The organism is Akkermansia sp. KLE1798, assembly GCF_001580195.1.
GTDB lineage: Bacteria > Verrucomicrobiota > Verrucomicrobiia > Verrucomicrobiales > Akkermansiaceae > Akkermansia > Akkermansia biwaensis.
In genome coordinates this window covers 22,687-42,784 of sequence record NZ_KQ971093.1, presented here as the reverse complement: position 1 = coordinate 42,784, position 20,098 = coordinate 22,687, and the positions used below count along the sequence as shown (strand labels likewise).

The following is a 20,098-nucleotide window of genomic DNA, read 5'->3' as shown; positions in this document are numbered from 1 at the left end:
CATGACCGGCAGGGCCATGTCTCCATAAACCCGGCCTGGCATTTCCCTTCCCCTTCGGCGGCATGCCGCAACCGGCACAAAAAAATCTCCCGGCATCCTGAAAGGCACCGGGAGCGAATCAATGAGAAAAGGAAAATTACTTGGCGGCGGGAGCCGGTGCAGGAGTAGGAGCAGGAGCCGGAGCGGCATCCACTTCCACCTCTTCTTCCTCTACTTCAACGCCTTCTTCCGGACCGGAAGCGCCGGTCTTCTTCATGGCGTCCTTCAGAGCCTGGCTGCCGAAGAAGTCGGCCTGCTGCAAGCGCTGCATGTCAGTCATCATGCCCATGAAAATGGGCAGAAGTTCGGCTTGGCGGGCCTGCATGGCAGCGTCCACCTGGTCCGCCAATTTCTGGGCGTCTTTGGAAAGGGCTTCACCCTTTTCATTGATCTTCGCCATCTTTTCAGCGGCCGCATCTGCGGTGGCCTTGTCCTTTACCGTGCTGAGCGTAGCGGACATTTCCTTCATCAATGCCAGCATCTGGTCTGCGGCTTCCTTAGCTTCCTTGGAAACTTCAGCGGCCGGTGCAGCCGGCTCCGCAGGCGTTTCAGCAGCCGGCGCGGAAGCCGGAGCCGGGGCATCCTGGGCGGAAGCCATACCTGCAAATGCCAGGGCACATGCTGAACTAATTGTTACAATGCTCTTCATAGCGTTCTCCTTGTACAGGCTCTCCATGTCTGCGTCAATGCCTCATTGCGTTACGGCTCCCTCTGATGCCGCAGAAAACGTGTTTTGCAATTTTTTCAAGCTTCCGGATTTTTTCAGTTGCATCTTTTTAGAATTATTATAAATTTAATTCCGATGACCAAGACCATAGAAAATCTGAAAGCCGCCATTATTGGCGAAAGCACCGCCTCCGCCACTTACGCGGCCTACGCAGCCAAAGCTGGCCAGGAAGGGCAGCCTCTCATCCAGAAATTGTTTGAAGCCGCTTCCAAGGCTGAATCCGTCCATGCCGCCAACCACAACAAGGTACTGGAAAAACTCGGAGCCAACATGGCCCCCTTCGACATTCAGATTCATGTGGGCACCACGGCGGAAAACTTGAAAGCCGCCATTGCCGGGGAAACCCATGAATTTGAAAGCATGTATCCGGAATTCATCGCCGCAGCGGAGGAAGAAGGGCAGAAGGCCGCCGTCCGTTCCTTCACCTGGGCCACGGAAGCGGAAAAGGAACATGCCGAATTTTACGCCGCCGCCCTCCAGGCCCTGGAAAACGGAGACACCAGCGCCCTGCCCGGACAATACTGGATCTGCCTTGTGTGCGGGGACACCTTCAAATCTCTGGAAGGTGTGAAAGCCTGCCCCCTCTGCGGCACCAAGGCTGAAAAATTCCTCGTCATTGGATAAACTCCGCTTGAGCACCGGAGACCTTCCATGACATTGCAAAACCGCCCGGGTTATTCCCGGGCGGTTTTTTACACCGGCTTCCGCAATACACGCGGGCCGGAAAAGAGCAAAAGTTTCTATTTAGCGAACTTTTTCTGCAGATTCTGCGAATATTGTTCCAGTGCCTCCTGCTGCTCCTTCTTCAGCTCCTCCACCTTTTCCAGGTCGCCGGCCTTCTGGGCAGCCTCGATTTTCTTTGCAAACTCTACCTGAATCTTGCCTTGATCAACGAGATTCAAATCCTTGGCTACGGAGAACAAATACCCTCCGGTAGCTATGCCGCCGGCAATCATGCCCACGACGATCATGATGATGCCGAACACAGTAGCCTTTTTGCATACGGCGATAATGGCACATACGATGGATACTACCGCAAGCAGGATACCGATAAGGGCCGCCATCATGCCAAACCATGGAAGCACCACGGCCAGCACGGCACAAGCGACCGTAATACCTTTAAGGATTCCAGAACATTGACAGGCAACAGGTTGGTTTTGAGTTTCCATATGTCTCCTATATACCTTGCCGCAACTGATTGTCAATCATTGCCAAAGAATCACAGGTAAAAAATTCCAACATCCTCCGGTTTACGGAATTCCGGGTAAATAATGCCGGCAGCCGGAAATTTGCTCCTGTGCAGCCACAGCCGCGCCCTCTTCCATGGAACTCCACTTGCAGGCAAATCCGGCAAAACCTGTTTACCTCCCTTTCCCCATGTGCACCAGGCGCCCTGACAGATATGGCGGGCATCACCTCCGTTAAAGCAGGCTTGCAGAAACGAAAAAACAGTGCTAATGAATGGCAACCAACTATTTCCAACAATGAAAAAAATCCTCCTGATACTGGCCGTTTGCTGCCTGTGGCTGTGTACTGCCGCCGCCTCGGATGAAACTTGGCTGCAGGATATGGAAAAGGCAAAACAAGCTGCGCAAAATGATGGCAAGGATATCCTGGTGCTTTACAAAATCGGGAAATACCCCCTGTTCAGCAACGAAAATCCGGAGCCCTTGTTCCATTCCATTCACTTCACAAATGCCGCACGCCGCAACTACATTCTGGTGGAGCAGCAAATGCCCCTGTCCGACCCGGAGGATTCCCCCTCCACCGTCATCGTTTTTTGTGATGCCCTTGGTCGGCCTTATTACAGTTTTTCCAGTGAATGGACCATGGGAATGGACTGGGTCCTTGAAGAATTGGTTATTGCGGCCGAGCGCAAACCCGTCATTCAGAAAATTCTTCAATCCCTGGACAGGCAGCCCGGCAAAAATCCGGATTTCCGCCTCATCGGACAATTATTCCTGTCCATGCCTGACGGAATAGAACAATTCCATGCTTCCTACCGCAACTGGATGGAAAAAACGCTGAAAAACGACGGCGAAGATTCCAGCGGATTAAAAAAACGCGCCCGCCGTATTGAGCAGATGAACCAGCTTTTGAGTGAACTTCTCAAAATCATCTCCAACGCAGAAAACATGGAACAGCTGCAATCATTCCTCCAGCCTTATCAAACACGGCTCAATGCCTCTCCTGTCGTAAAGCAGTTCCTGGAATCTTACCTGGCTGTGGAACCGTACATCCACCCCCTGAAAAAGGACCCCTCCTTCCTGGATTCATTTCTACAAGAGCCCGTGAAAAAAGTGCAGGCCCGAATTATTTCCATTTCTCCCCATTCCAAAATGTCCCGTTACCTGCGTACGCATGCCTGGGACAATATCCGCATGGGGGCAGAGATTTTCAAATTGGACGACACTTATAAAAATAATCCGTCACTAGCCCTTCAACGTCTGGAAAAATCTTTCTCCAAATACACCTCTTATGCATCCCGTCAGTTGCTGCTGTTGCTCAAAGGCCGTTTTTTTGCGGAACAAGGAGAGTGGGACAAAGCCCGGCAGGCTTTGAACCAGGCAATCCCCATGGACCCTCTTTCCGGCAATGCCGGGGAAGCCAAAAAACTGCTTCAATCACTCTCCTCCAACCGGGTGCGCCTGCAGGAACTTTTTTATTTGAAACGTCGGGGAAACCAGGAAATAGATGACGAATGGGATAAACTATTGCTCATAGAAACGTCAGGAAATGTATTTTTCCATTTTTCCACCTTTGACGAATACTTCAATTAGATAAACCCTCGCCTCCATGAAATTCATTCCGGCATAATTCTGCTTGAGCCTCGTTCCCGAGGCCTTACAATAACTTCTTTCCGGGGCGGAAGAAACCCCGCCCCGTTCATCTGATGGCAATACCCCGGACAACTACCGACTCTCCGGCACGGCACCTTGCAAAACAACACATATGGACGGCGGTTTTGCAGGCTTTGCGTGCCGCATTCGTACCCCGCCGCATGCGCTGCCTGTGGGCGGCCAGCCTCGTAGCGGCGCTGGTGGTCAATCCCTATGTACTCAACGACGGCCAAAGCGTGCTGATGAGCTGCATGGGGATTGTCTGCTCCGCCAGCCTGCTCTGCGGCGTCATCCTGCTCTGCCTGAAATACCGCTTCACGGCTTACGCCGTTCTTCCGGCCGTCATCCTGTTCAATGCGGGCCTGTACATGATGCAAATGCGGTACGGAGTGACCCTGAGCCTCTCCGTCCTGGCCAGCATCGCAGAGACCAATTTCCAGGAAGCCTGCGCCTTTTGCACGGCCGGATCCATAGCGGGAACACTGCTGCTGGCCGGCTTTATCTACCTGGCCATCTACTGGAGCCGCCGTTCCCTTCACCAGACGGCCACATGGCCCGCCCTTGCCTGCATCTGGGGCCTTTACGGCGTTTCCCTTCTTTTGAGCATCCCGGCCGTTTCGTGCAGCGCGGAACCCCTCTACCTCTATTATACTTCCGACAAGGCGAAGGGCTGGCCGCTGGTGGATTTTGTAATGGCCAACAAGCTGGTCAACGAATACGTCGCAAATGACGCCAGGCAGTTCAACATACTCCAGGAGCTTCCGTCCTGCGCGGAGCCGCTTTCCCACTGCAATGCACCGGACAATCTGGTCGTCGTCTTCCACATGGGCGAGAGTGTCCGAGCGGACCATCTCCCCCTGAACGGCTACCACCGCAACACAATGCCCCTGCTCTCCCGTGAGCCCAACGTCGTATCCTTCCCCCACGCCACCTCCTTCGGCATCGTTACGCGCATTTCCGCCATCGGCATGTTTACGGATGCGGAACTGGAGCGGCGCCAACCCGGCCATTCCTCCTTCATTGACCTTTTCAACAAGCACGGCTTCAAATCCATCCGCATCATGGACCTGAACGGGGATTCCGTACACGACTATTCCCTGGGCATCCTGACCCGGAATTGCCGGGTGCAGAAACAAACGCCGCCGCTTCACCGGACACCGGACATGAGGCAGGAGCGCACTTCCCTGGTAATGGAGGAATGTCTGGGAGAGTACGGGAACGCCAGACAACTGTACGTCATTTACAACGAGGGCAGCCACATGGCGTTTTCCTATCCGGAAAAAGCCGCCCGTTTCACTCCGGCCCGCTGCAACATGGACGACCCCAAGGCGCATCTGGACGAAACGATCAACGCCTACGACAATTCCATCGTGGACCTGGACTCCTCCGTACACCGCATGATCAGCCGCCTGAAAGACCGGCCCGCCATTTATTTCTATTGTTCCGACCACGGCGTAGCCCTGGGAGAAAAAGGAAAAATGTTCCAGGGCCACACACTCCCCTGCGTTTACCGGCCTGCCATGTTCGTCTGGTATTCGGACACTTTCGCCGCGCGTTACCCGGACATGGTACGCGCCCTGAAGGCCAACCGCCTGAAAGCCGTTTCACACGACCATATTTTCCATACCCTTCTGTCCCTGGCGGCCATCCGCTCAGAGACCGTGCGGCCGGAATTGAACCTGGCCGCCCCGCAGGCAAAGGAAACCGCCGTTCCCATCCAGCCGGAAGTGCTGGCGGACTGGCAGCCGTTCGCAACGGCCACGGCAGCCAGCCTGTGAAGGAAACCACGACATTCTGCGATAAAACGGCGCCCGCCGGAACTCAACGCACTTTGACCCGGAGCGGAGTCCGGATGCAATCGCGGACGCGGCGCACCTCTTTTTCCCATTGTTCAGCGGACTTGACGGGAGAAGCCTTGCTCCATACCGCCCCCATGTACCAGTCAAAGGAATTCCCGCTCTTCATGGAGCGGGTCCAATAGGAGCATCCCTCTCCATCCTTCGCGGCGCCATCCGGCGCCCACGGCACCATAACGGCGGTTCCGAAACAGCCGTTATCCCCCTTGGGCCTGCTCCATGCGGCCACGATTCCAGCTTCACGGTCCGCTGTGACAACTTCATAACTGTTCCTTTTCTTCCCGGTATCCATGCCAGCACCGACTCGGATTTCCGAAGAATTGCCCCCGTTCAGGGTCACGGAACTTCTTACCCTTGTGAAATAGCTTCCGGCATCCAGAGTCACCTTCCTGGTCTCGGCAGCCTTCATTCCTCCTCCCACGTTCCACGGCGCGTAACTTACTTCAAAGGCGGTCTGAACAGGTCCGTTGTACAGGGTCCGCACCCTGGCCCAGTTGCCGGAAACATGGGCTTTCCCGTCTCTGAACACAGCAATGCCGCCGCATCCGCGTCCGGGTCCCACATTGTACGTGTCCAGTCCGTTGCCGTGGTCACGGTGATAATCTCCCCTCTTGTAAAATTCATTGATCACGGGCACCCCTGTCTTCTTGCTCCATACGTCCGTCCCGCTGGAAACAAGCCCCTCCCCCTCCGGCGCAGGCCTGGAAACTGCCGGACCGTAAATACGGTGGGCCGTACGGTCGTTTTCCCACGCAAAATCGTCCAGCCGCTCCGGCACATGACGACTGAAGCACACCTCTTCCGCAGAAGCGGCATCCAGGGAGGAATTCTCCAGAATCCAGAAATCGCGGGACGCTCCCGCGCGGAAATTGCTCTGGAACAGCAGGGTGTCCATCCTGCCGTCCCCATCGGTATCCGCCAGCTGGTGGACAATCACGCAGCCGTTGCGCACGTCAAACACGCGCAGCCGGGAAGAATCCCGCCCTTTTCCGGGATTCCACGGAACGGACACCGTTTCCCGGGGCCGGAAAACATTCAAGGGGTTGGCGACGGAAACGGTCTTCCGCCGCGGATGATCTTGACGAATCACCCATTTACGCAATTCACAGCCGGCCAGAAGGTAGGCTCCGGAACCGTACACCTCCGTATCATTTCCGGAATAATGCCCCGGTTTGTCCGCGATCGGCTGCACCCAACCCAGCGCTCCCTCCGCGTTCACGGCGTCGCAGGCCGCCTGCCATGCCTTCCGGATGACGGGCAGGTATTCCTTTTCGTCCAGGTAGCCCTGGTTCACGCCCCACATCATGCCGTACATGATGAAGAGGGTTCCGCTCATTTCCTTCAGGGGCGGTTCGGCGGGGTCCATCAGGCTGGCGTGCCAGGAACCGTCGGGAGACTGGCATTTTTTCAATGTCGCCGCCATGCGCTTGAGCAGGTTCACGTAAAAGGGCCGCGTGGGCCAGTCCCGCGGCATGTCCTGCAGAATCATCGGCAGCCCGGCAATCACCCAGCCGTTCCCGCGGCTCCAGAACATCTTCTTTCCGTTGGCCGCCGGAATGGTGAAGTAGCGGGAATCCCGGTAAAACAGGCCCTCCTTCTTATCAAACAAATAATCGTATGCGGCCTTGTATTCCCGGTCCATGAATTCCAGATACCGGCGGTCTCCGGTATAGGCCGCCAGCTTCGCGAATACGGGGGGCGCCATGAACAGGGCGTCCGACCAGCACCAGCGGTTCTGGCATCCGGGCGTCTGGAATTTAAGGGAGGCGGAAGAGGGCCGGGCCATCACCTTGTCCAGAACGGCACGGATTTTTTCGGCGGCGGCGGGGTTTCCATCTTCCATGGCCATCTCCATCCAGGCATGGCCGATCACATGGTCATCCGCATGGTAGGGCCGTTTCAGAACGCCCCATTGGCTGCCTTCCCCGACCGTCCTCACGGCCTGAAGCTTCATGCTCTGCGGATGGGCCAGGGCATACTGCACCAGGCCGGAATAAAACGCCCCGTAGGTCCAATGCAGAGGGGAACGCTTGACGGGATGGGCTATCTGCCACGAAGCTACAAGTTCAAGATTTTCCCTGATGGTTTTCTCCTTCCAGTCCGCAGAAGCGCCGGAAGCAACTCCGAATACGGATAAAAAGGACAGAAACAGGACCAGGGAACTTTGTTGCAGCATGTTGAATGAGAGAGTAAATCGTTGCATATTCATATATACAAAAAAACCAGTTATAAAATTTCTTCATTAATCATTTTTCGGAATGATATAAAAAAATCCCGCGGCATCGCTTTTTCCCTTCAAGGACGGTGTTTGAATGATCAACGCGGAATTCTGATGCCACCGTTCCATCATCTGATATATAACCCGGCCGAATCAAACAATACAGGAGTAAAACGGAAAACCCTTAATTTTTCATCCATTTTCTCTTGCTGGTATCCAGGCAGCCCTTCCGGGCACATATGGTACCATGATGCAGGCGGATGCCTCATTTTCAATCATCCCTCTCAGGAATGGTACAATATATTGTATGATGGTAAATATTTAATACATCATTTGCACATTTTCCTTGCAGACCCATATATTCTATGGTTCATTGCAGTCCAGCGCAGGTAACGGAAGACGGTGAAAATCCGTCGCGGACGCGCCGCTGTAACCGGTAGACGATGGACCGGACACTGATTGCCAGGCAATCGGGAAGTCCCCATCACATGTCGCACCGGGAGCCAGAAGACGACCTGATGCTGCCGTATCTCCCATCCCGCGGACAGGATGAACATACGCACAGGTTCCCTCGTGTACCGTTTTTCGGACGAGTTGCACGCGGCTTCCCCTGCTTATGATTTTCCAGGCTTGTGCCAGGCTCGCGGATGAGCGGTCATCATCCTTTCAAGCGAGACATCCACCATGGCGACAAGCATCATCAAACGTTCCGGAAAGAAGGAACCATACCAGGGCTACAAGATCGAGGAAGCCATTAAAAAGGCATTCCACAGTTCCGGCACCGTTTACAACCGCGCCATTTATGAAGAGGTGGAGGCCAAGCTGGGCCACCAGGACAACGCAACCGTAGAGGAAATCCAGGACCTGATTGAACGGGCTCTGTTCCGCTGCGGATACTTTGAAACCGCCAAGGCTTTCATCACCTACCGCTTCCTCCACAAGATGCAGCGCGAACAGATCGCGGGCCTGTATTCCGGCAATACGTATGTGGACTGCAAGCTGACGGTGGAGGAATACATCGGCCAGAGCGACTGGCGCATCGCCGCCAACTCCAACACCACGTACTCCAATGCCGGGCTGATCAACAACACCGCCGGCAAGGTGATCGCCAACTACTGGCTGGACCAGGTCTATTCCGCACGGGAAGGCGCCGCCCACCGGGAAGGGGACTACCACATTCACGACCTGGACTGCCTGACGGGCTACTGCGCGGGCTGGAGCCTGCGCAACCTTCTAAATGAAGGGTTCAACGGCGTGCGCAGCCGCGTGAACAGCCGGCCGCCCCGCCACTTCCGGGAAGCCCTGGGCCAGATGGCCAACTTCCTAGGCATTCTGCAGAGTGAATGGGCCGGAGCCCAGGCGTTCAGTTCCTTTGATACTTTCCTGGCCCCTTACGTTTTCAAGGACCAGGCGGACTTCACACGCGTCAAGAAGGACATCCGCAGCTTTGTGTACAACCTGAACGTTCCCTCCCGCTGGGGGCAGTCCCCCTTCACCAATGTGACGATCGACTGGACCGTCCCGCGCGACCTTCAGGACCAGCCCCCCTTCAGCGGAGGAGAGCACCTGTTTGAAGGAGTGGAAGACCCCGCCCTGCTCTTCCTGGCCAAGGAACGCGGGGTGAACAGCCTGACGGAATTGACCTACAAGCACTTCCAGAAGGAAATGAACCTGATCAACAAGGCTTTCTATGAAGTGCTCACGGAAGGTGACAGCACGGGACAGCCCTTCACCTTCCCCATTCCCACCGTCAACATCACGGAAGACTTCGACTGGGAAGGGGAAAACGTCCCGCTCCTGTTTGAAAACGCCGCCAAAATAGGCTCCTCCTACTTCCAGAACTTCATCGGCAGCCAATACACCGTCAATGAAAACGGGGAACGCGTGCCTGACGAACGGGCCTACAAGCCGGACGCCGTGCGTTCCATGTGCTGCCGCCTCCAACTGGACCTTCGGGAACTGCTCAAGCGCGGCGGCGGGCTGTTCGGCTCCGCGGAAATGACCGGCTCCATCGGCGTGGTGACCATCAACCTGGCGCGCCTGGGCTACCTCTTCAAACAAAACCGGGAAGCCCTGTTCGCACGGCTGGGGGAACTGCTGGACCTGGCCAAATCCTGTCTGGAAAAAAAGCGCGCTTTCGTCCAGGAAATGTATGACCGCGGCCTGTACCCCTACACCAGGCGCTACCTGCCCACCTTCCGCAACCACTTTTCCACCATCGGCGTCAATGGCATGAACGAGCTGCTGCGCAACTTCTCCAACGATTCCATGGACATCACCACGGAGGAAGGCAGGAAGTTCGCGGAAGAAATCCTGGAATTCATCCGCCTCCGCATGCAGGAATACCAGGAGGAAACGGGCAACCTGTACAACCTGGAAGCCACTCCCGCGGAAGGCACCACGCACCGCTTCGCCCGGGAAGACCAGAAACGCTACCCGGACATCATCCAGGCCGGCCCTGTAAGCCAGCGCTACTACACCAACAGTTCCCAGCTCCCCGTGGACCACACGAGCGACCTGTTCCGGGCCCTCCAGCTCCAGGACGAACTCCAGTGCTGCTATACAGGGGGCACCGTCTTCCACATGTACATGAATGAAGCCATCAGCTCCCCGGAAGCCTGCCGGAACATCGTCCGCAAGGTGCTGACCCGCTTCCGTATGCCGTACCTGACCGTCACCCCGCTCTTCTCCGTCTGTGAGAAACACGGCTACCTGCGCGGAGAGCACCAGTACTGCCCCTTCTGCGACGAGGAACTGCTCCACATCCACAGGCACGAATAACTCCCTTTTCAACCAGCCGCCTCATTTCAACCCAATCATCGAAACGACAATGACCAAACAGGAAATACTAAGCAAATACGCCCAGGACCGCACCCGCTGCACCGTGTACACGCGCGTCATGGGCTACCACCGCCCCGTGGAAACCTTCAATGCCGGCAAGCAGGGCGAATTCCACGACCGCGTCCACTTCGTGGAACCGGGCGCTCCCTGCAACTGTTCCCCCCGCACGGAACAGCCTCGCTGATTTTCCCAATAACATATGCGAAGTCAATGGGAACGGGTCGGGGCATAGCGGACATCACGCCGCTCACCTTGCTGGACTTTCCAAACAAGGTGGCCTGCATCTTCTGGCTGGGAGGCTGTAATTTGTTTTGTCAGTACTGTTACAACGTCTCCCTGGTCAAAAATGCGGTCCCCGGAACCGGCGGACGAACGGACTACCTCAACTTCCTCAGAGATCGGGTGGGATTTCTGGACGGAGTGGTCTTGTCCGGAGGCGAATGCACGCTGTGTCCCGACCTTATTCCCATCTGCCGTGAAATCCGGCAGCTCGGCTTCGCCATCAAGATAGACACCAACGGAACGCGGCCTTCCGTCGTGAAGTCCCTGGTGGAAGAAGGGCTTTGCGACTACATTGCCCTGGACTACAAGGCCCCCACCGAACAGTACGGCGCCGTCACGGGAAGGCCCGGCCTGTTTCCGTTCTTTTCCAGAACGCTGGACTATCTGATTGCCTCAAAAATCCCTTTCGAAGTCAGAACGACCGTGCACCCGGACCTGTTGACGGAAGATCACGTCAACACCATCATACGCGACTTGACAAAGCGGGGTTATGAAGGCAACTACTTCGTGCAAAATTTTTACCAGACCACACAAACGCTCAACTCTCTCCCCACGCCGGACCGCCCGTTTGACCGGAGCAGGGTGGATTCATCCTCCCTCCCCGTCCAATTCCGCAATTTCGACCTCGGCAACGGAAGAAACTGATACCGCCCCACATGTTCGACATCCTGCTCAACCACAACACCCTGGTCCTTTTCGGAATCATCTTCTTTGGCATCGCCCTTGGCAGCATTAAAATATACGGCCTCAACCTCGGCCTTTCCGGCGTGCTCTTCGTGGCGCTTGCCGCCGGCCACTACCGGCTGGCCATTCCCAATGGAGTAGGGCAGCTTGGCCTGGCGCTCTTCGTGTACTGCGTGGGGCTGAGCGCAGGCAACCGCTTCTTTTCCGCCATCGCCAAGCAGGGCAGCAAACTGGCCGTGATGTCCGCCGTAATTGTGGGCGTTTCCGCCCTGTTCACCTGCCTGTGCGGCATTTGGTTCAATGTGCCGGCGGGTATTTCCTCCGGCATCTTTGCGGGGGCCTGCACCAGCACCCCGGCGCTTGCGGCCGCCACGGAAAGCCTGCCCGGGGCTTCCGGCAGCGGCGTCAGCATCGGCTACGGCATCGCCTATCCGTTCGGGGTCGTGGGCGTGGTTCTGTTCGTCCAGCTCTTGCCGCGCCTGCTGCACTTTGACCTGCACAAGGAGGCCAGGGCCATGCACGCCAAGCAGGAAGCCAGCATCATTTCCCGCCTGGTCCGCGTCAACCAGCCCAACCTGCTCGGCCAGAATATTGCGGACTGCAAGCTGCTGGACGGCCTGCACTGCATGATGACCCGCGTGGTGCGCGACGGCAGGCTGATGCCCCTGACGCCGGAAGACACCTTCCGGGAAGGGACGGAAGTCCTCATCGTGGGCAACAGCGACACCATGCCGCACGACATCGCGTTCCTGGGGGAAGCCTGTGAAAATCCCTACCCCATGGACTCCCAGAAGGAACGCCGCAAGCTGATCCTGACCAACAAGGACTATGCCGGACGCAAGCTCCGCGAGCTGAAAACCCTCCGTACGGACGGCGTCATCATCTCCCGCATCTCCCGGCTGGGGTTCACCTTTGTCCCCACGGGCGACACGACGCTGGAACGAAACGACGTGCTCACCGTCGTCGGTTCGCCGGAAAACCTCACCAAATACGGGGAAAAAATCGGACACCGCAGCCAGGACATGAACCAGACGGACCTCCTTTCCCTGGGATTCGGCCTGTCTCTCGGCATCATTCTGGGGCTGGTCAACTTCAGCCTGGGCAACGGCATGGGCATTTCGCTGGGAATTGCCGGCGGTCCGCTGATCGTCGCCCTGCTCCTCGGCCACTTCGGCCGCCTGGGGCCCATTGTGGGGTACATCCCGCGCCCCACGCGCCTGCTTCTTCAAGACCTCGGGCTGGTCTTCTTCCTGGCAGACGCGGGCATCAAGGGCGGCGCGGACCTGGTGGACACGGTGGCCACCCACGGCGCGGCTGTCTTTGTGATGGGCATCATCGTCACCTGCGCGGGCATGTTCTCCGGCTACTTTGTCGGCATGAAAGTCTTCAAGATGAACATTCTGGAATGCCTGGGCGGCATCTGCGGCGGCATGACCTCCACCCCGGCCCTGGGCGCCATCGCCAGCAAGACGGATTCCCAGGCCCCTGTGGTCAGCTATGCTACCGCCTATCCCGTGGCCCTCATCCTGATGACCATCATCGCGAAGGTCATCATCCAGACCATCGGCGGCGTAGTGGGAATTTAAAACCCGGCGGCACGGGGCGGAAAACAGGGAAACGCGGCGTTTCCACGCACGGACTTTCCCTTTGCCGCTTTTACTCTTGTTCAGCTACTTCCAGGCAGACGGACTGGAACGCCTTCTTCCAATGGATGCGGATGCCTGCGTTCATCAGGAAATCTCCGCCCAGAACCCGTTCATGAACGTTCGTGACGGAGCCGTTTTCATCCATATTCAGTTCCCGGAGCATATACCTGGCTTTGGGCTTCAGGCCCTTCAGCCGCAGGGGCGGCGGAGCGTCCGCAAGCCACTTGTCCATGAGCCACGCAAACACGACGGCGCGGTCCTTCCGCACGTACATCAGGGAAGCCACACGGCTTTCATAAGGGGAGGAGAGGCGGTACAAGTCGCCGAACTGGACCACGGGGCGGATGCGCTTGTATTCGGCCAGCGCGCGTCTGGAAAAAGCCATATCCTCCTCCGTCATGTCGCAGGGCTGGAGCTCAAAACCCAGACGGCCCGCCATGGCCGCGTCAAAACGGAATTTCAGCGGAACGGCGCGGCCCGTCTGATGGTTGGGGGAAGCCGTCACGTGGGCGCCCATGGAAATGGCCGGGAACAGGTGCCCGATGCTCCACTGCATGAACACGCGTTCACAGGCATCCGTATTGTCGGACGTCCAGAACTCGTGATGCCGCCGCATGGTGCCGTAATCGGCGCGGCCGCCCCCGGAGGAGCAGGCCTGGAACACCACCTGGGGAAACTCCTCCGCCAGCGCGTCCAGAACGGATTCATAGCCGCGCACGTAATCAATGGCCAGATTACCCTGGTGGCGCGCATCCAGCCATGCGGAACCGGGATCGGAAATCTTGCGGTTGCAGTCCCATTTGACGTAGGCGATGCCCGGATGTTTTCCCAGCAATTCACGCATCACGCCCAGAATGTAGCCGCGTACTTCCGGATTGCTCAGATCCAGCAGATACTGGCTGCGTTCCAGCCTGTTTTCCCGGCCAGGCAGGCCGATCACCCAGTCCGGATGACTCAGGAACAATTCCGACTGCGGATTTACCATTTCCGGCTCCACCCAGATGCCGAAGCGGATTCCCAGTTCCTCCGCCTTTTCCGACAATCCGTCAATCCCGTGGGGAAGCTTGGCCCGGTTCTCCTGCCAATCCCCCAGCCCGGCACGGGCGTCATTGCGCGGGAACCGGTTGCCGAACCATCCGTCATCCAGCACGAAAAGTTCTATCCCCAGGTCCGCCGCACGCTTCATCATGCCGTGCAGCACTTCCTCGGTAAATGTGAAATACACCCCTTCCCAGGAGTTCAGCAGCGTCATCCGCTCTTCATCTCCTCCGCGCAGGCCGTAGCGGCGCGCCCAGCGGTGCATGCTGCGGGAAGCCTCTCCCTTGCCCTCTCCGCTCCAGGCCAGGATGACGGGAGGCGTCTCAAACACGCCGCCGGCATCCAGCACATACGGAGCGGGAGCCACATCCATTCCCGCACCCGCATACAAATAATGGTACGGGCTGTGCCGGAACCATATCCGGTAATTGCCGGGCCACGCCACCGCGCCCATGATCACTTCCCCGGAATCCTCGCGGGCCGGACCGTCCAAGGAAATGATGAAACCGGGACTCCCCTCCTGCGCGGCACGGGTCCCGGTACCGGAAGCCAGCACCAGTTCATGGCCCCGCGCCACTTCTTCCTCGCTCATTAGCGATTCTCCGCCCCAGGTACCGCAGAAACTGGTCACAAAATACCGTTCCGCTTTCAGGGTCAAGTGGCCGGAAGCCGCCCGGTGAATCCGGATGCCTTCCTCCCCTTCATTGCGGATAACCGTCCACTGCATGAACACGCCGGATTCGCTGTGGGCGCGCACATGCACCTCCACTCTCACCGGATAGGCCGGATCCTTCAGATAAAAGACGGCTTCCTCCCGGTCCTCGTCCAGCCGTACAACTTCCTGCCGCTCGCATTCCAGGCACAGGGAAAGGAAGCCGTCCCCCTGGGTGATGCAAAGATCGTACTCCCCGGACGCATTCGGAAGGCCGTCCAGGGAATCCGCCAGCGTCGCGCACAGGAGAGGGGCGGAGGCGGAATCTGAAAAGGCGTCTTCCGGTTCATGCAGGCGCGCTCCGTAATAGGCGCGGCGCACCCTGCCCTTTCCGTCGCGGAACAGGCTCATCTGGGAGGAACGGGTCAGCAAATGCACGGAATCCGGTGTCATGGTCGCAAAAAAGATGGATGGTTCTATTCCGGACCGGCCGTCCGGGCCGCCCCTGTCATCCTCATTAACTCTGCGCCGGAACGGGAAGTCAATGGCAAAATGGAGGGGGCGGCCCGGCGGTTTTGCCTACTTTTTCCATAAATGGCCGGAAGGCCGGAATTTCATGGTGCTTGATTCATGCACGAACAATTTGCCGCCATGGCCCGGATGCCGGACCACGCGGGCCTGGCGCCGCTTGATGCCGAAAGTGCCGAAGCCGCGGAATTTAACCTGCGACTTCCGCTGCACGGACCGCGCAATCGTGTTCAGCACGGCGTCAAGCACCTGTTCCGCCTCCCGGGAAGTGGTTTCGCCCCCCAGTTCCTGCCGCAATTCCTGAATGAATTCTGTCTTGTTCATAAGGCCGCCAGCATGAAATGCCGCCTTCTTCGGGTAAAGCGAAGACGGCGGACCCCCATTCCTGCCACCCGGACCGTCCCATTCGCGGCAGTGGAAAAGCCGCAAGTTTCTCCCTTGCCTCTCCGCGCCGCCGCCATTAAGGTCCGTCAGGACATGCCCCCATCTTCCATAGATCACTCCGGCCCGAACGGAACCTTCAACACGGTTCTGCTGGAACGGCACACCTGCGCGTGGCTGCTGCTGCCCGTGCTGGCGTTCATGGCCGGATGGATGCACTGGTACATCTCCCTCCCTGCGGCGGCGCTGCTCATGTGGGGGATCATAAAAGGGGCGCGGTCCTCCGCTCCGGCCCGGGACGGCATGCCGGAACAAGCGCCTTTCCCCCTTTTCACGCGGCAATCCCTGTGCGTACTGGCGGCCTTCATCGTCGTGATGATCTTCTCCGGATGGGGAGGCTGGGTCAACCAGCACCCGGACCACATCGTCAGGAACGCCTGCCTTCAGGAACTCGTTTCCTCCCCGTGGCCCGTCGTCTTTCCCGACGGAGACGTACTGATATACAACATCGGTTTCTGGATCATCCCCGCTCTGGCGGGCAAACTGACCGGACTGGACGCCGCCCGCATCCTGCTTCCCCTGTGGGGAGCCTGGGGATTCTTTCTGACCTGGTGCTGGATTTGCGTTTTTTCCGGACGCCGCTCCGCCGTCTTCGCCCTTCTGCTGATCATGTTCGGCTCCCTGCTGAACCTGCAATGCTGGCTCTCGCTGGACCTGTTCCGGCTCCATTACTTCGGAATCGCGGAACAAATCATGTGCAGCGCCAACGCGTCCATTCCCGTCGTCCTCTTCTTCGTCTGGCTTGCGGCAAGCCGGATGCCGCCCGGCTGGCTGCTGCCGCTGTTCTCCTGCATGGCCTTTTATTCGCCCCTAGCAGCCGTTGGCGGCCTGCCGCTGATAGTCTGCGAGGGCATCAGGGAATGGAAGGCCAGACGCAACGGTCAGGCAGTTTGGAGCGTACCTGCCGTCCTTGCCGCCGCCATTCCGGGAATCTGCTTCCTGATCTACTACGGCCATGTGAACGCCCCGTCCTCCCGGATGGGCCTGCGGCCTTTCTATACCGGGTGGGGAGATTTCCTACTCATCGGCACCTCCTTTCTCGCATACGCGCTGTTCTGCTGGCGCGATTTCCGGCGGAATCCCCTCTTCCTCTGCACGCTGGCAACCGGGCTGCTTCTCCCTTTCCTGTACGTCAACGGAGACGTCAACGACCTGCTCTGCAAAGGCAGCGTTCCGGCCATGGCCTGCCTGCTGGCCTTTCTGGCGCGCACCTATGCCCTCCATCCCTCCCTCCGCCTGTGGATATGGATTCTCCTTCTGCTGGGGCTGGCCCCCCGGTTCAACCTGCCCTATTACTTTTCCGCGCCGGAACCCGTGCTCCTTCATCTCAAAAACCTCCCTGCCCCGGACGGTTGGGCGGCCAGGGAACTCCGGAAACTGATCCTCGCGGAACACGCCTGCATCCAGGACGGCTGGAAAGGAACCATGTATCATCCCGGCCACCGCTGGCATCCCTATTATTCCGGCAGTCCGGGCTGGTGGTACCGCCTGGTTTTCCGTTAACGGCCCTCCCCTGCGTTTGGAATCTTCCCGATTATCCTTTGAAAACCAATCCGAAACCCGTCTGGTGAAAGACAAAATCCGCGGAAAGGATTTTTTGAAAGATGGGATTCCCACGGAATGAAGACTCGGCGTCAAGGCCCTTTGCATTGTCATTGCCATTCCATTTCATCCAAGGTATACACGAGGCCGCCATGCGCCATTCCAACCCATATTCCCATCACCCCAAGCCCTGGAGCAAATGGCGCGTGCTCTTCTGGCTGTTCATGCTGTTTTTGCTGGCATGCGGAGCCCTCATCTACTTCCATCCCGAAGACGACTGGAAAACGGCGGACCGCAGCAGCAGCCGCCTGGCTCCGCTGCCTTCGGAAGAGCCGGAAGCCGTCGTCCAGGTCTATGCCGCGCGCACTTTCGGCTGGCGCAAGTATTTTGCCGTTCATTCATGGATGGCCGTCAAGGAGAGAAATGCCGATGTCTACACCGTTTACCAGGTTCTGGGCTACCGCCTTCCCTCCACGGGAACGAGCGTTTCCATCGCCACAGACATTCCGGACCGGAAATGGTTCGGGTCTGAACCCGTACTGATTCAGGAACTGCGCGGGAAAGCCGCAGAAAAAGCCATTCCCGCCATCCGCCGGGCGGCGCTGGAATACCCTTATGCGGACACCTACCGGATCATCCCCGGCCCCAACAGCAATACCTTCATTGCGGCCCTGATGCGGAAAGTTCCCGAACTGATGGTGGAACTGCCACCCCATGCCGTGGGGAAGGACTATCCGACCAGTGGAATCGTTGACCTCACGGAGACCGGCAAGGGGGTGCGCATCAACTTCTGGGGAATAGCCGGAGCCAGCCTGGGACTGGCGGAAGGCGTGGAAATCAGCCTGATGGGGCTGAACGCCGGAGTCGATATCCTGCGGCCTGCCTTGAAACTCCCCATGATCGGACGCGTGGGTGTTCCGGACGCTCCCGTAACCTGGGACTGGTGGAGCATTACCCTGCTTCTGCTGGCCTCCGCCTTTCTGGCATTCATCCTGTTGCGCCGCATTCATCGGAAACGCAGGCAGGCGCGCCGCATTCCCCATTTCCGCCATCCCCGGGTAAAAACGAGCGACCGGATATAAAAATCCCCCCTTGCGGAAGGTTTTTCCATGCACGGTCTTCTTTCACGCGGTGAAGAAAGGGAATGAAAAGGAAATTCGATTGCCAAGCGGGAATGAAGCTGTAAGAATCCGCGCCATGAAAAGACTCCTGATCCGCTCCTGTCTGATTGTCGGGCTGGTCTGTGCCGCTTCCTGCGCCTCCAACAAGGAAACGGCCGTTCAGGAACCTGCCGCCGCCCCGGTCATGCAGCCGGAACAGACGGCCGCAGCCGCCCGCCCTGCCCCGCCGCCCCCTGTTCCCGTCACCACCAGCCTTCTTCCGGAAGAAGGGGACGAAGGCGACATCTCCGGCCCGGCCGTGCTCCCCGGCGACTTCCGCCCGGGACTGCGTACCCCCAAACTGCCGGATACCCTGCTGTACGACCTGGACGGCAAGCTGATTACCCCCGCCACCCCGTAATCCACCTCCCTGAACCATGACCGCCACCATTCCCAAAGGCTTCCATCCCGAACCCTTCTCCTACCACCAGGAGCTTGAACTGGACATTGACGCCCTGTCCAACGCGGGCGACGGCATCGGCCGCGTGGACGGCTGGGTGGTGTTTGTCCCGTTTGCCCTGCCGGGGGACCGGGTAAAAGCCCGCGTCTGGCGCAACGACAGGAATTATTCCTCCGCAGACCTGGTGGAAGTGCTCCGACCCAGTCCGGACCGCGTGGACCCGGTGTGCCGCCTGTTCGGCACCTGCGGCGGCTGCCAGTACCAGCACTTCTCCTACGACCGCCAGCTTTTCTGGAAAACGCGTCAGGTGGCGGACCTCCTCCGCCTGCAGGCGGGGCTGGAACTCCCCGTAAACCCGGCCATCGCCTCCCCGCGGGAATACCATTACCGTTCCAAGATCACCCCCCATTTCGACAAACCCAAAGAAGGCGGCAAACCCGCCATCGGCTTTCTGAAAGCCGGCTCCAGAAGGGAAGTGGTGGACGTGCCGCAATGTCCGATTGCGATGGAATGCATCAACGAGGTCCTGCCGATGGCCCGCAAAAGCGTCTATCAGGCGGCGGCCCGCTTCAAGCGCGGAGCGACGATTCTGCTCCGGGCTTCGGAAGGCGGCGTCATCACCAACAACAACGCCGTGGCCTGTGAAAAGGTGGGCACTCTGGAATTCCACTTCCTGGCCGGAGATTTCTTCCAGAACAATCCGTTCATCCTGCCCCTGTTCACGGACTACGTGGCCCGGCAGGCCAGCATGGACGGCGAGGAATTCCTGGTGGACGCCTACTGCGGTTCCGGCCTGTTCGCCCTGAGCCTGGCGGAAAAATTCAAAAAAGTGCTCGGCGTGGAAGTCAGCGAGACTTCCGCAGACTGGGCGCGCAGCAATGCCCGCAGCAACGGAATCAGCCACGCGGAATTCCTGGCGGCCGACGCCGGAGCCATTTTCGCCCAGGTGGATTTTCCGTCGGAAAAAACTGCCGTGGTGATCGACCCGCCGCGGAAGGGGTGCAGCATGGAATTCCTGACCCAGCTGTTCGCTTTCGGCCCTGGAAAGGTCGTGTATGTCTCCTGCAACCCCGCCACCCAGATACGGGACCTGGCGGAATTTGACAAGGCCGGCTACGCCGTCACCGCCGTCCAGCCCTTTGATCTGTTCCCCCAGACCAAGCATCTGGAATGCGTGGTCACCCTGAAAAAGAAAAACTGATCT

The 20,098-nt window shown here is 58.3% G+C and carries 16 protein-coding genes and 1 riboswitch; of the genes, 11 read left to right on the top strand and 5 right to left on the bottom strand.

Features of this window, described 5'->3' with window-relative positions:
• Positions 1-136: 136 nt before the first annotated feature.
• On the bottom strand, positions 137-637 hold the full coding sequence (locus HMPREF3039_RS10475; protein WP_067570496.1) for a hypothetical protein: 501 nt from the start codon (positions 635-637) through the stop codon (positions 137-139).
• Positions 638-841: 204 nt separating this feature from the next.
• On the opposite strand from HMPREF3039_RS10475, the gene HMPREF3039_RS10470 reads away from it, so the two are divergent.
• A complete protein-coding gene (locus HMPREF3039_RS10470) occupies positions 842-1,390 on the top strand; it encodes a rubrerythrin family protein (protein WP_067570498.1) in 549 nt (182 codons plus the stop codon).
• Between the two features lie 116 nt (positions 1,391-1,506).
• Here HMPREF3039_RS10470 and HMPREF3039_RS10465 read toward each other — a convergent pair whose 3' ends face one another.
• Positions 1,507-1,935, bottom strand: coding sequence for an EMC3/TMCO1 family protein (locus HMPREF3039_RS10465; protein WP_067982549.1), 429 nt, complete (start codon positions 1,933-1,935; stop codon positions 1,507-1,509).
• Positions 1,936-2,250: 315 nt separating this feature from the next.
• Here HMPREF3039_RS10465 and HMPREF3039_RS10460 point away from each other — a divergent pair, with 315 nt between their 5' ends.
• The gene (locus tag HMPREF3039_RS10460) at positions 2,251-3,546 is read left to right on the top strand and encodes a hypothetical protein (RefSeq protein WP_067570501.1); all 1,296 of its coding nucleotides are present in this window, start codon (positions 2,251-2,253) and stop codon (positions 3,544-3,546) included.
• A 221-nt stretch (positions 3,547-3,767) separates the two neighbouring features.
• The gene (locus HMPREF3039_RS10455) at positions 3,768-5,384 is read left to right on the top strand and encodes a phosphoethanolamine transferase (RefSeq protein WP_067570503.1); all 1,617 of its coding nucleotides are present in this window, start codon (positions 3,768-3,770) and stop codon (positions 5,382-5,384) included.
• A gap of 43 nt (positions 5,385-5,427) precedes the next feature.
• On the opposite strand, the gene HMPREF3039_RS10450 is transcribed toward HMPREF3039_RS10455, so the two are convergent.
• A complete protein-coding gene (locus HMPREF3039_RS10450; RefSeq protein ID WP_197483310.1) occupies positions 5,428-7,665 on the bottom strand; it encodes a glycoside hydrolase family 88 protein in 2,238 nt (745 codons plus the stop codon).
• A gap of 364 nt (positions 7,666-8,029) precedes the next feature.
• Positions 8,030-8,214, top strand: a riboswitch (cobalamin riboswitch).
• Positions 8,215-8,364: 150 nt separating this feature from the next.
• On the opposite strand from HMPREF3039_RS10450, the gene HMPREF3039_RS10445 reads away from it, so the two are divergent.
• The 4 genes from HMPREF3039_RS10445 to HMPREF3039_RS10430 are packed head-to-tail and all read left to right on the top strand — an operon-like array spanning position 8,365 to position 13,073.
• The gene (locus HMPREF3039_RS10445; protein WP_067570506.1) at positions 8,365-10,461 is read left to right on the top strand and encodes a ribonucleoside triphosphate reductase; all 2,097 of its coding nucleotides are present in this window, start codon (positions 8,365-8,367) and stop codon (positions 10,459-10,461) included.
• Between the two features lie 49 nt (positions 10,462-10,510).
• Positions 10,511-10,705, top strand: a complete 195-nt coding sequence (nrdD, locus tag HMPREF3039_RS10440; RefSeq protein ID WP_067570508.1) for an anaerobic ribonucleoside-triphosphate reductase — start codon at positions 10,511-10,513, stop codon at positions 10,703-10,705.
• 26 nt (positions 10,706-10,731) lie between these two features.
• Positions 10,732-11,448 (top strand): anaerobic ribonucleoside-triphosphate reductase activating protein, encoded by a 717-nt coding sequence (locus HMPREF3039_RS10435; RefSeq protein WP_067570510.1) that lies wholly within the window; start codon positions 10,732-10,734, stop codon positions 11,446-11,448.
• Positions 11,449-11,459: 11 nt separating this feature from the next.
• Complete coding sequence (locus HMPREF3039_RS10430) at positions 11,460-13,073, top strand: aspartate:alanine exchanger family transporter (protein ID WP_067570512.1); 1,614 nt, start codon at positions 11,460-11,462, stop codon at positions 13,071-13,073.
• A gap of 70 nt (positions 13,074-13,143) precedes the next feature.
• Here the strand turns inward: HMPREF3039_RS10430 and HMPREF3039_RS10425 are convergent, their stop codons facing one another.
• Complete coding sequence (locus HMPREF3039_RS10425; RefSeq protein WP_067570514.1) at positions 13,144-15,276, bottom strand: alpha-galactosidase; 2,133 nt, start codon at positions 15,274-15,276, stop codon at positions 13,144-13,146.
• 126 nt (positions 15,277-15,402) lie between these two features.
• Positions 15,403-15,675 (bottom strand): HU family DNA-binding protein, encoded by a 273-nt coding sequence (locus tag HMPREF3039_RS14195; protein WP_067570516.1) that lies wholly within the window; start codon positions 15,673-15,675, stop codon positions 15,403-15,405.
• A gap of 153 nt (positions 15,676-15,828) precedes the next feature.
• Between HMPREF3039_RS14195 and HMPREF3039_RS14190 the strand changes: the two genes are divergently transcribed.
• From HMPREF3039_RS14190 to HMPREF3039_RS10400, 4 genes are all read left to right on the top strand, one after another.
• The gene (locus HMPREF3039_RS14190; RefSeq protein WP_167506795.1) at positions 15,829-17,295 is read left to right on the top strand and encodes a hypothetical protein; all 1,467 of its coding nucleotides are present in this window, start codon (positions 15,829-15,831) and stop codon (positions 17,293-17,295) included.
• Between the two features lie 191 nt (positions 17,296-17,486).
• Entirely contained in the window at positions 17,487-18,416 is a 930-nt protein-coding gene (locus HMPREF3039_RS10410) for a DUF3750 domain-containing protein (protein WP_067570520.1), read from the top strand.
• Positions 18,417-18,531: 115 nt separating this feature from the next.
• Positions 18,532-18,855 carry a hypothetical protein gene (locus tag HMPREF3039_RS10405; protein WP_067570522.1) on the top strand — a complete coding sequence of 108 codons (324 nt, stop codon included), beginning with the start codon at positions 18,532-18,534 and terminating at the stop codon, positions 18,853-18,855.
• A gap of 16 nt (positions 18,856-18,871) precedes the next feature.
• Positions 18,872-20,095 carry a class I SAM-dependent RNA methyltransferase gene (locus HMPREF3039_RS10400; RefSeq protein WP_067570524.1) on the top strand — a complete coding sequence of 408 codons (1,224 nt, stop codon included), beginning with the start codon at positions 18,872-18,874 and terminating at the stop codon, positions 20,093-20,095.
• The last annotated feature ends 3 nt before the right edge of the window (positions 20,096-20,098 follow it).

What these genes read in the sequence shown, in the direction of transcription:
- HMPREF3039_RS10470 (WP_067570498.1), top strand. Translation starts at nt 842, where the DNA reads ATGACCAAGACCATAGAAAATCTGAAAGCCGCCATTATTGGCGAAAGC.
- HMPREF3039_RS10430 (WP_067570512.1), top strand. Translation starts at nt 11,460, where the DNA reads ATGTTCGACATCCTGCTCAACCACAACACCCTGGTCCTTTTCGGAATC.
- HMPREF3039_RS10475 (WP_067570496.1), bottom strand. Translation starts at nt 637, where the DNA reads ATGGCTTCCGCCCAGGATGCCCCGGCTCCGGCTTCCGCGCCGGCTGCT.
- HMPREF3039_RS10445 (WP_067570506.1), top strand. Translation starts at nt 8,365, where the DNA reads ATGGCGACAAGCATCATCAAACGTTCCGGAAAGAAGGAACCATACCAG.
- HMPREF3039_RS10405 (WP_067570522.1), top strand. Translation starts at nt 18,532, where the DNA reads ATGAAAAGACTCCTGATCCGCTCCTGTCTGATTGTCGGGCTGGTCTGT.
- HMPREF3039_RS10410 (WP_067570520.1), top strand. Translation starts at nt 17,487, where the DNA reads ATGCGCCATTCCAACCCATATTCCCATCACCCCAAGCCCTGGAGCAAA.
- HMPREF3039_RS10450 (WP_197483310.1), bottom strand. Translation starts at nt 7,665, where the DNA reads ATGCAACGATTTACTCTCTCATTCAACATGCTGCAACAAAGTTCCCTG.
- HMPREF3039_RS10425 (WP_067570514.1), bottom strand. Translation starts at nt 15,276, where the DNA reads ATGACACCGGATTCCGTGCATTTGCTGACCCGTTCCTCCCAGATGAGC.
- nrdD (WP_067570508.1), top strand. Translation starts at nt 10,511, where the DNA reads ATGACCAAACAGGAAATACTAAGCAAATACGCCCAGGACCGCACCCGC.
- HMPREF3039_RS10465 (WP_067982549.1), bottom strand. Translation starts at nt 1,935, where the DNA reads ATGGAAACTCAAAACCAACCTGTTGCCTGTCAATGTTCTGGAATCCTT.
- HMPREF3039_RS10460 (WP_067570501.1), top strand. Translation starts at nt 2,251, where the DNA reads ATGAAAAAAATCCTCCTGATACTGGCCGTTTGCTGCCTGTGGCTGTGT.
- HMPREF3039_RS10435 (WP_067570510.1), top strand. Translation starts at nt 10,732, where the DNA reads ATGGGAACGGGTCGGGGCATAGCGGACATCACGCCGCTCACCTTGCTG.
- HMPREF3039_RS10400 (WP_067570524.1), top strand. Translation starts at nt 18,872, where the DNA reads ATGACCGCCACCATTCCCAAAGGCTTCCATCCCGAACCCTTCTCCTAC.
- HMPREF3039_RS14190 (WP_167506795.1), top strand. Translation starts at nt 15,829, where the DNA reads ATGCCCCCATCTTCCATAGATCACTCCGGCCCGAACGGAACCTTCAAC.
- HMPREF3039_RS14195 (WP_067570516.1), bottom strand. Translation starts at nt 15,675, where the DNA reads ATGAACAAGACAGAATTCATTCAGGAATTGCGGCAGGAACTGGGGGGC.
- HMPREF3039_RS10455 (WP_067570503.1), top strand. Translation starts at nt 3,768, where the DNA reads ATGCGCTGCCTGTGGGCGGCCAGCCTCGTAGCGGCGCTGGTGGTCAAT.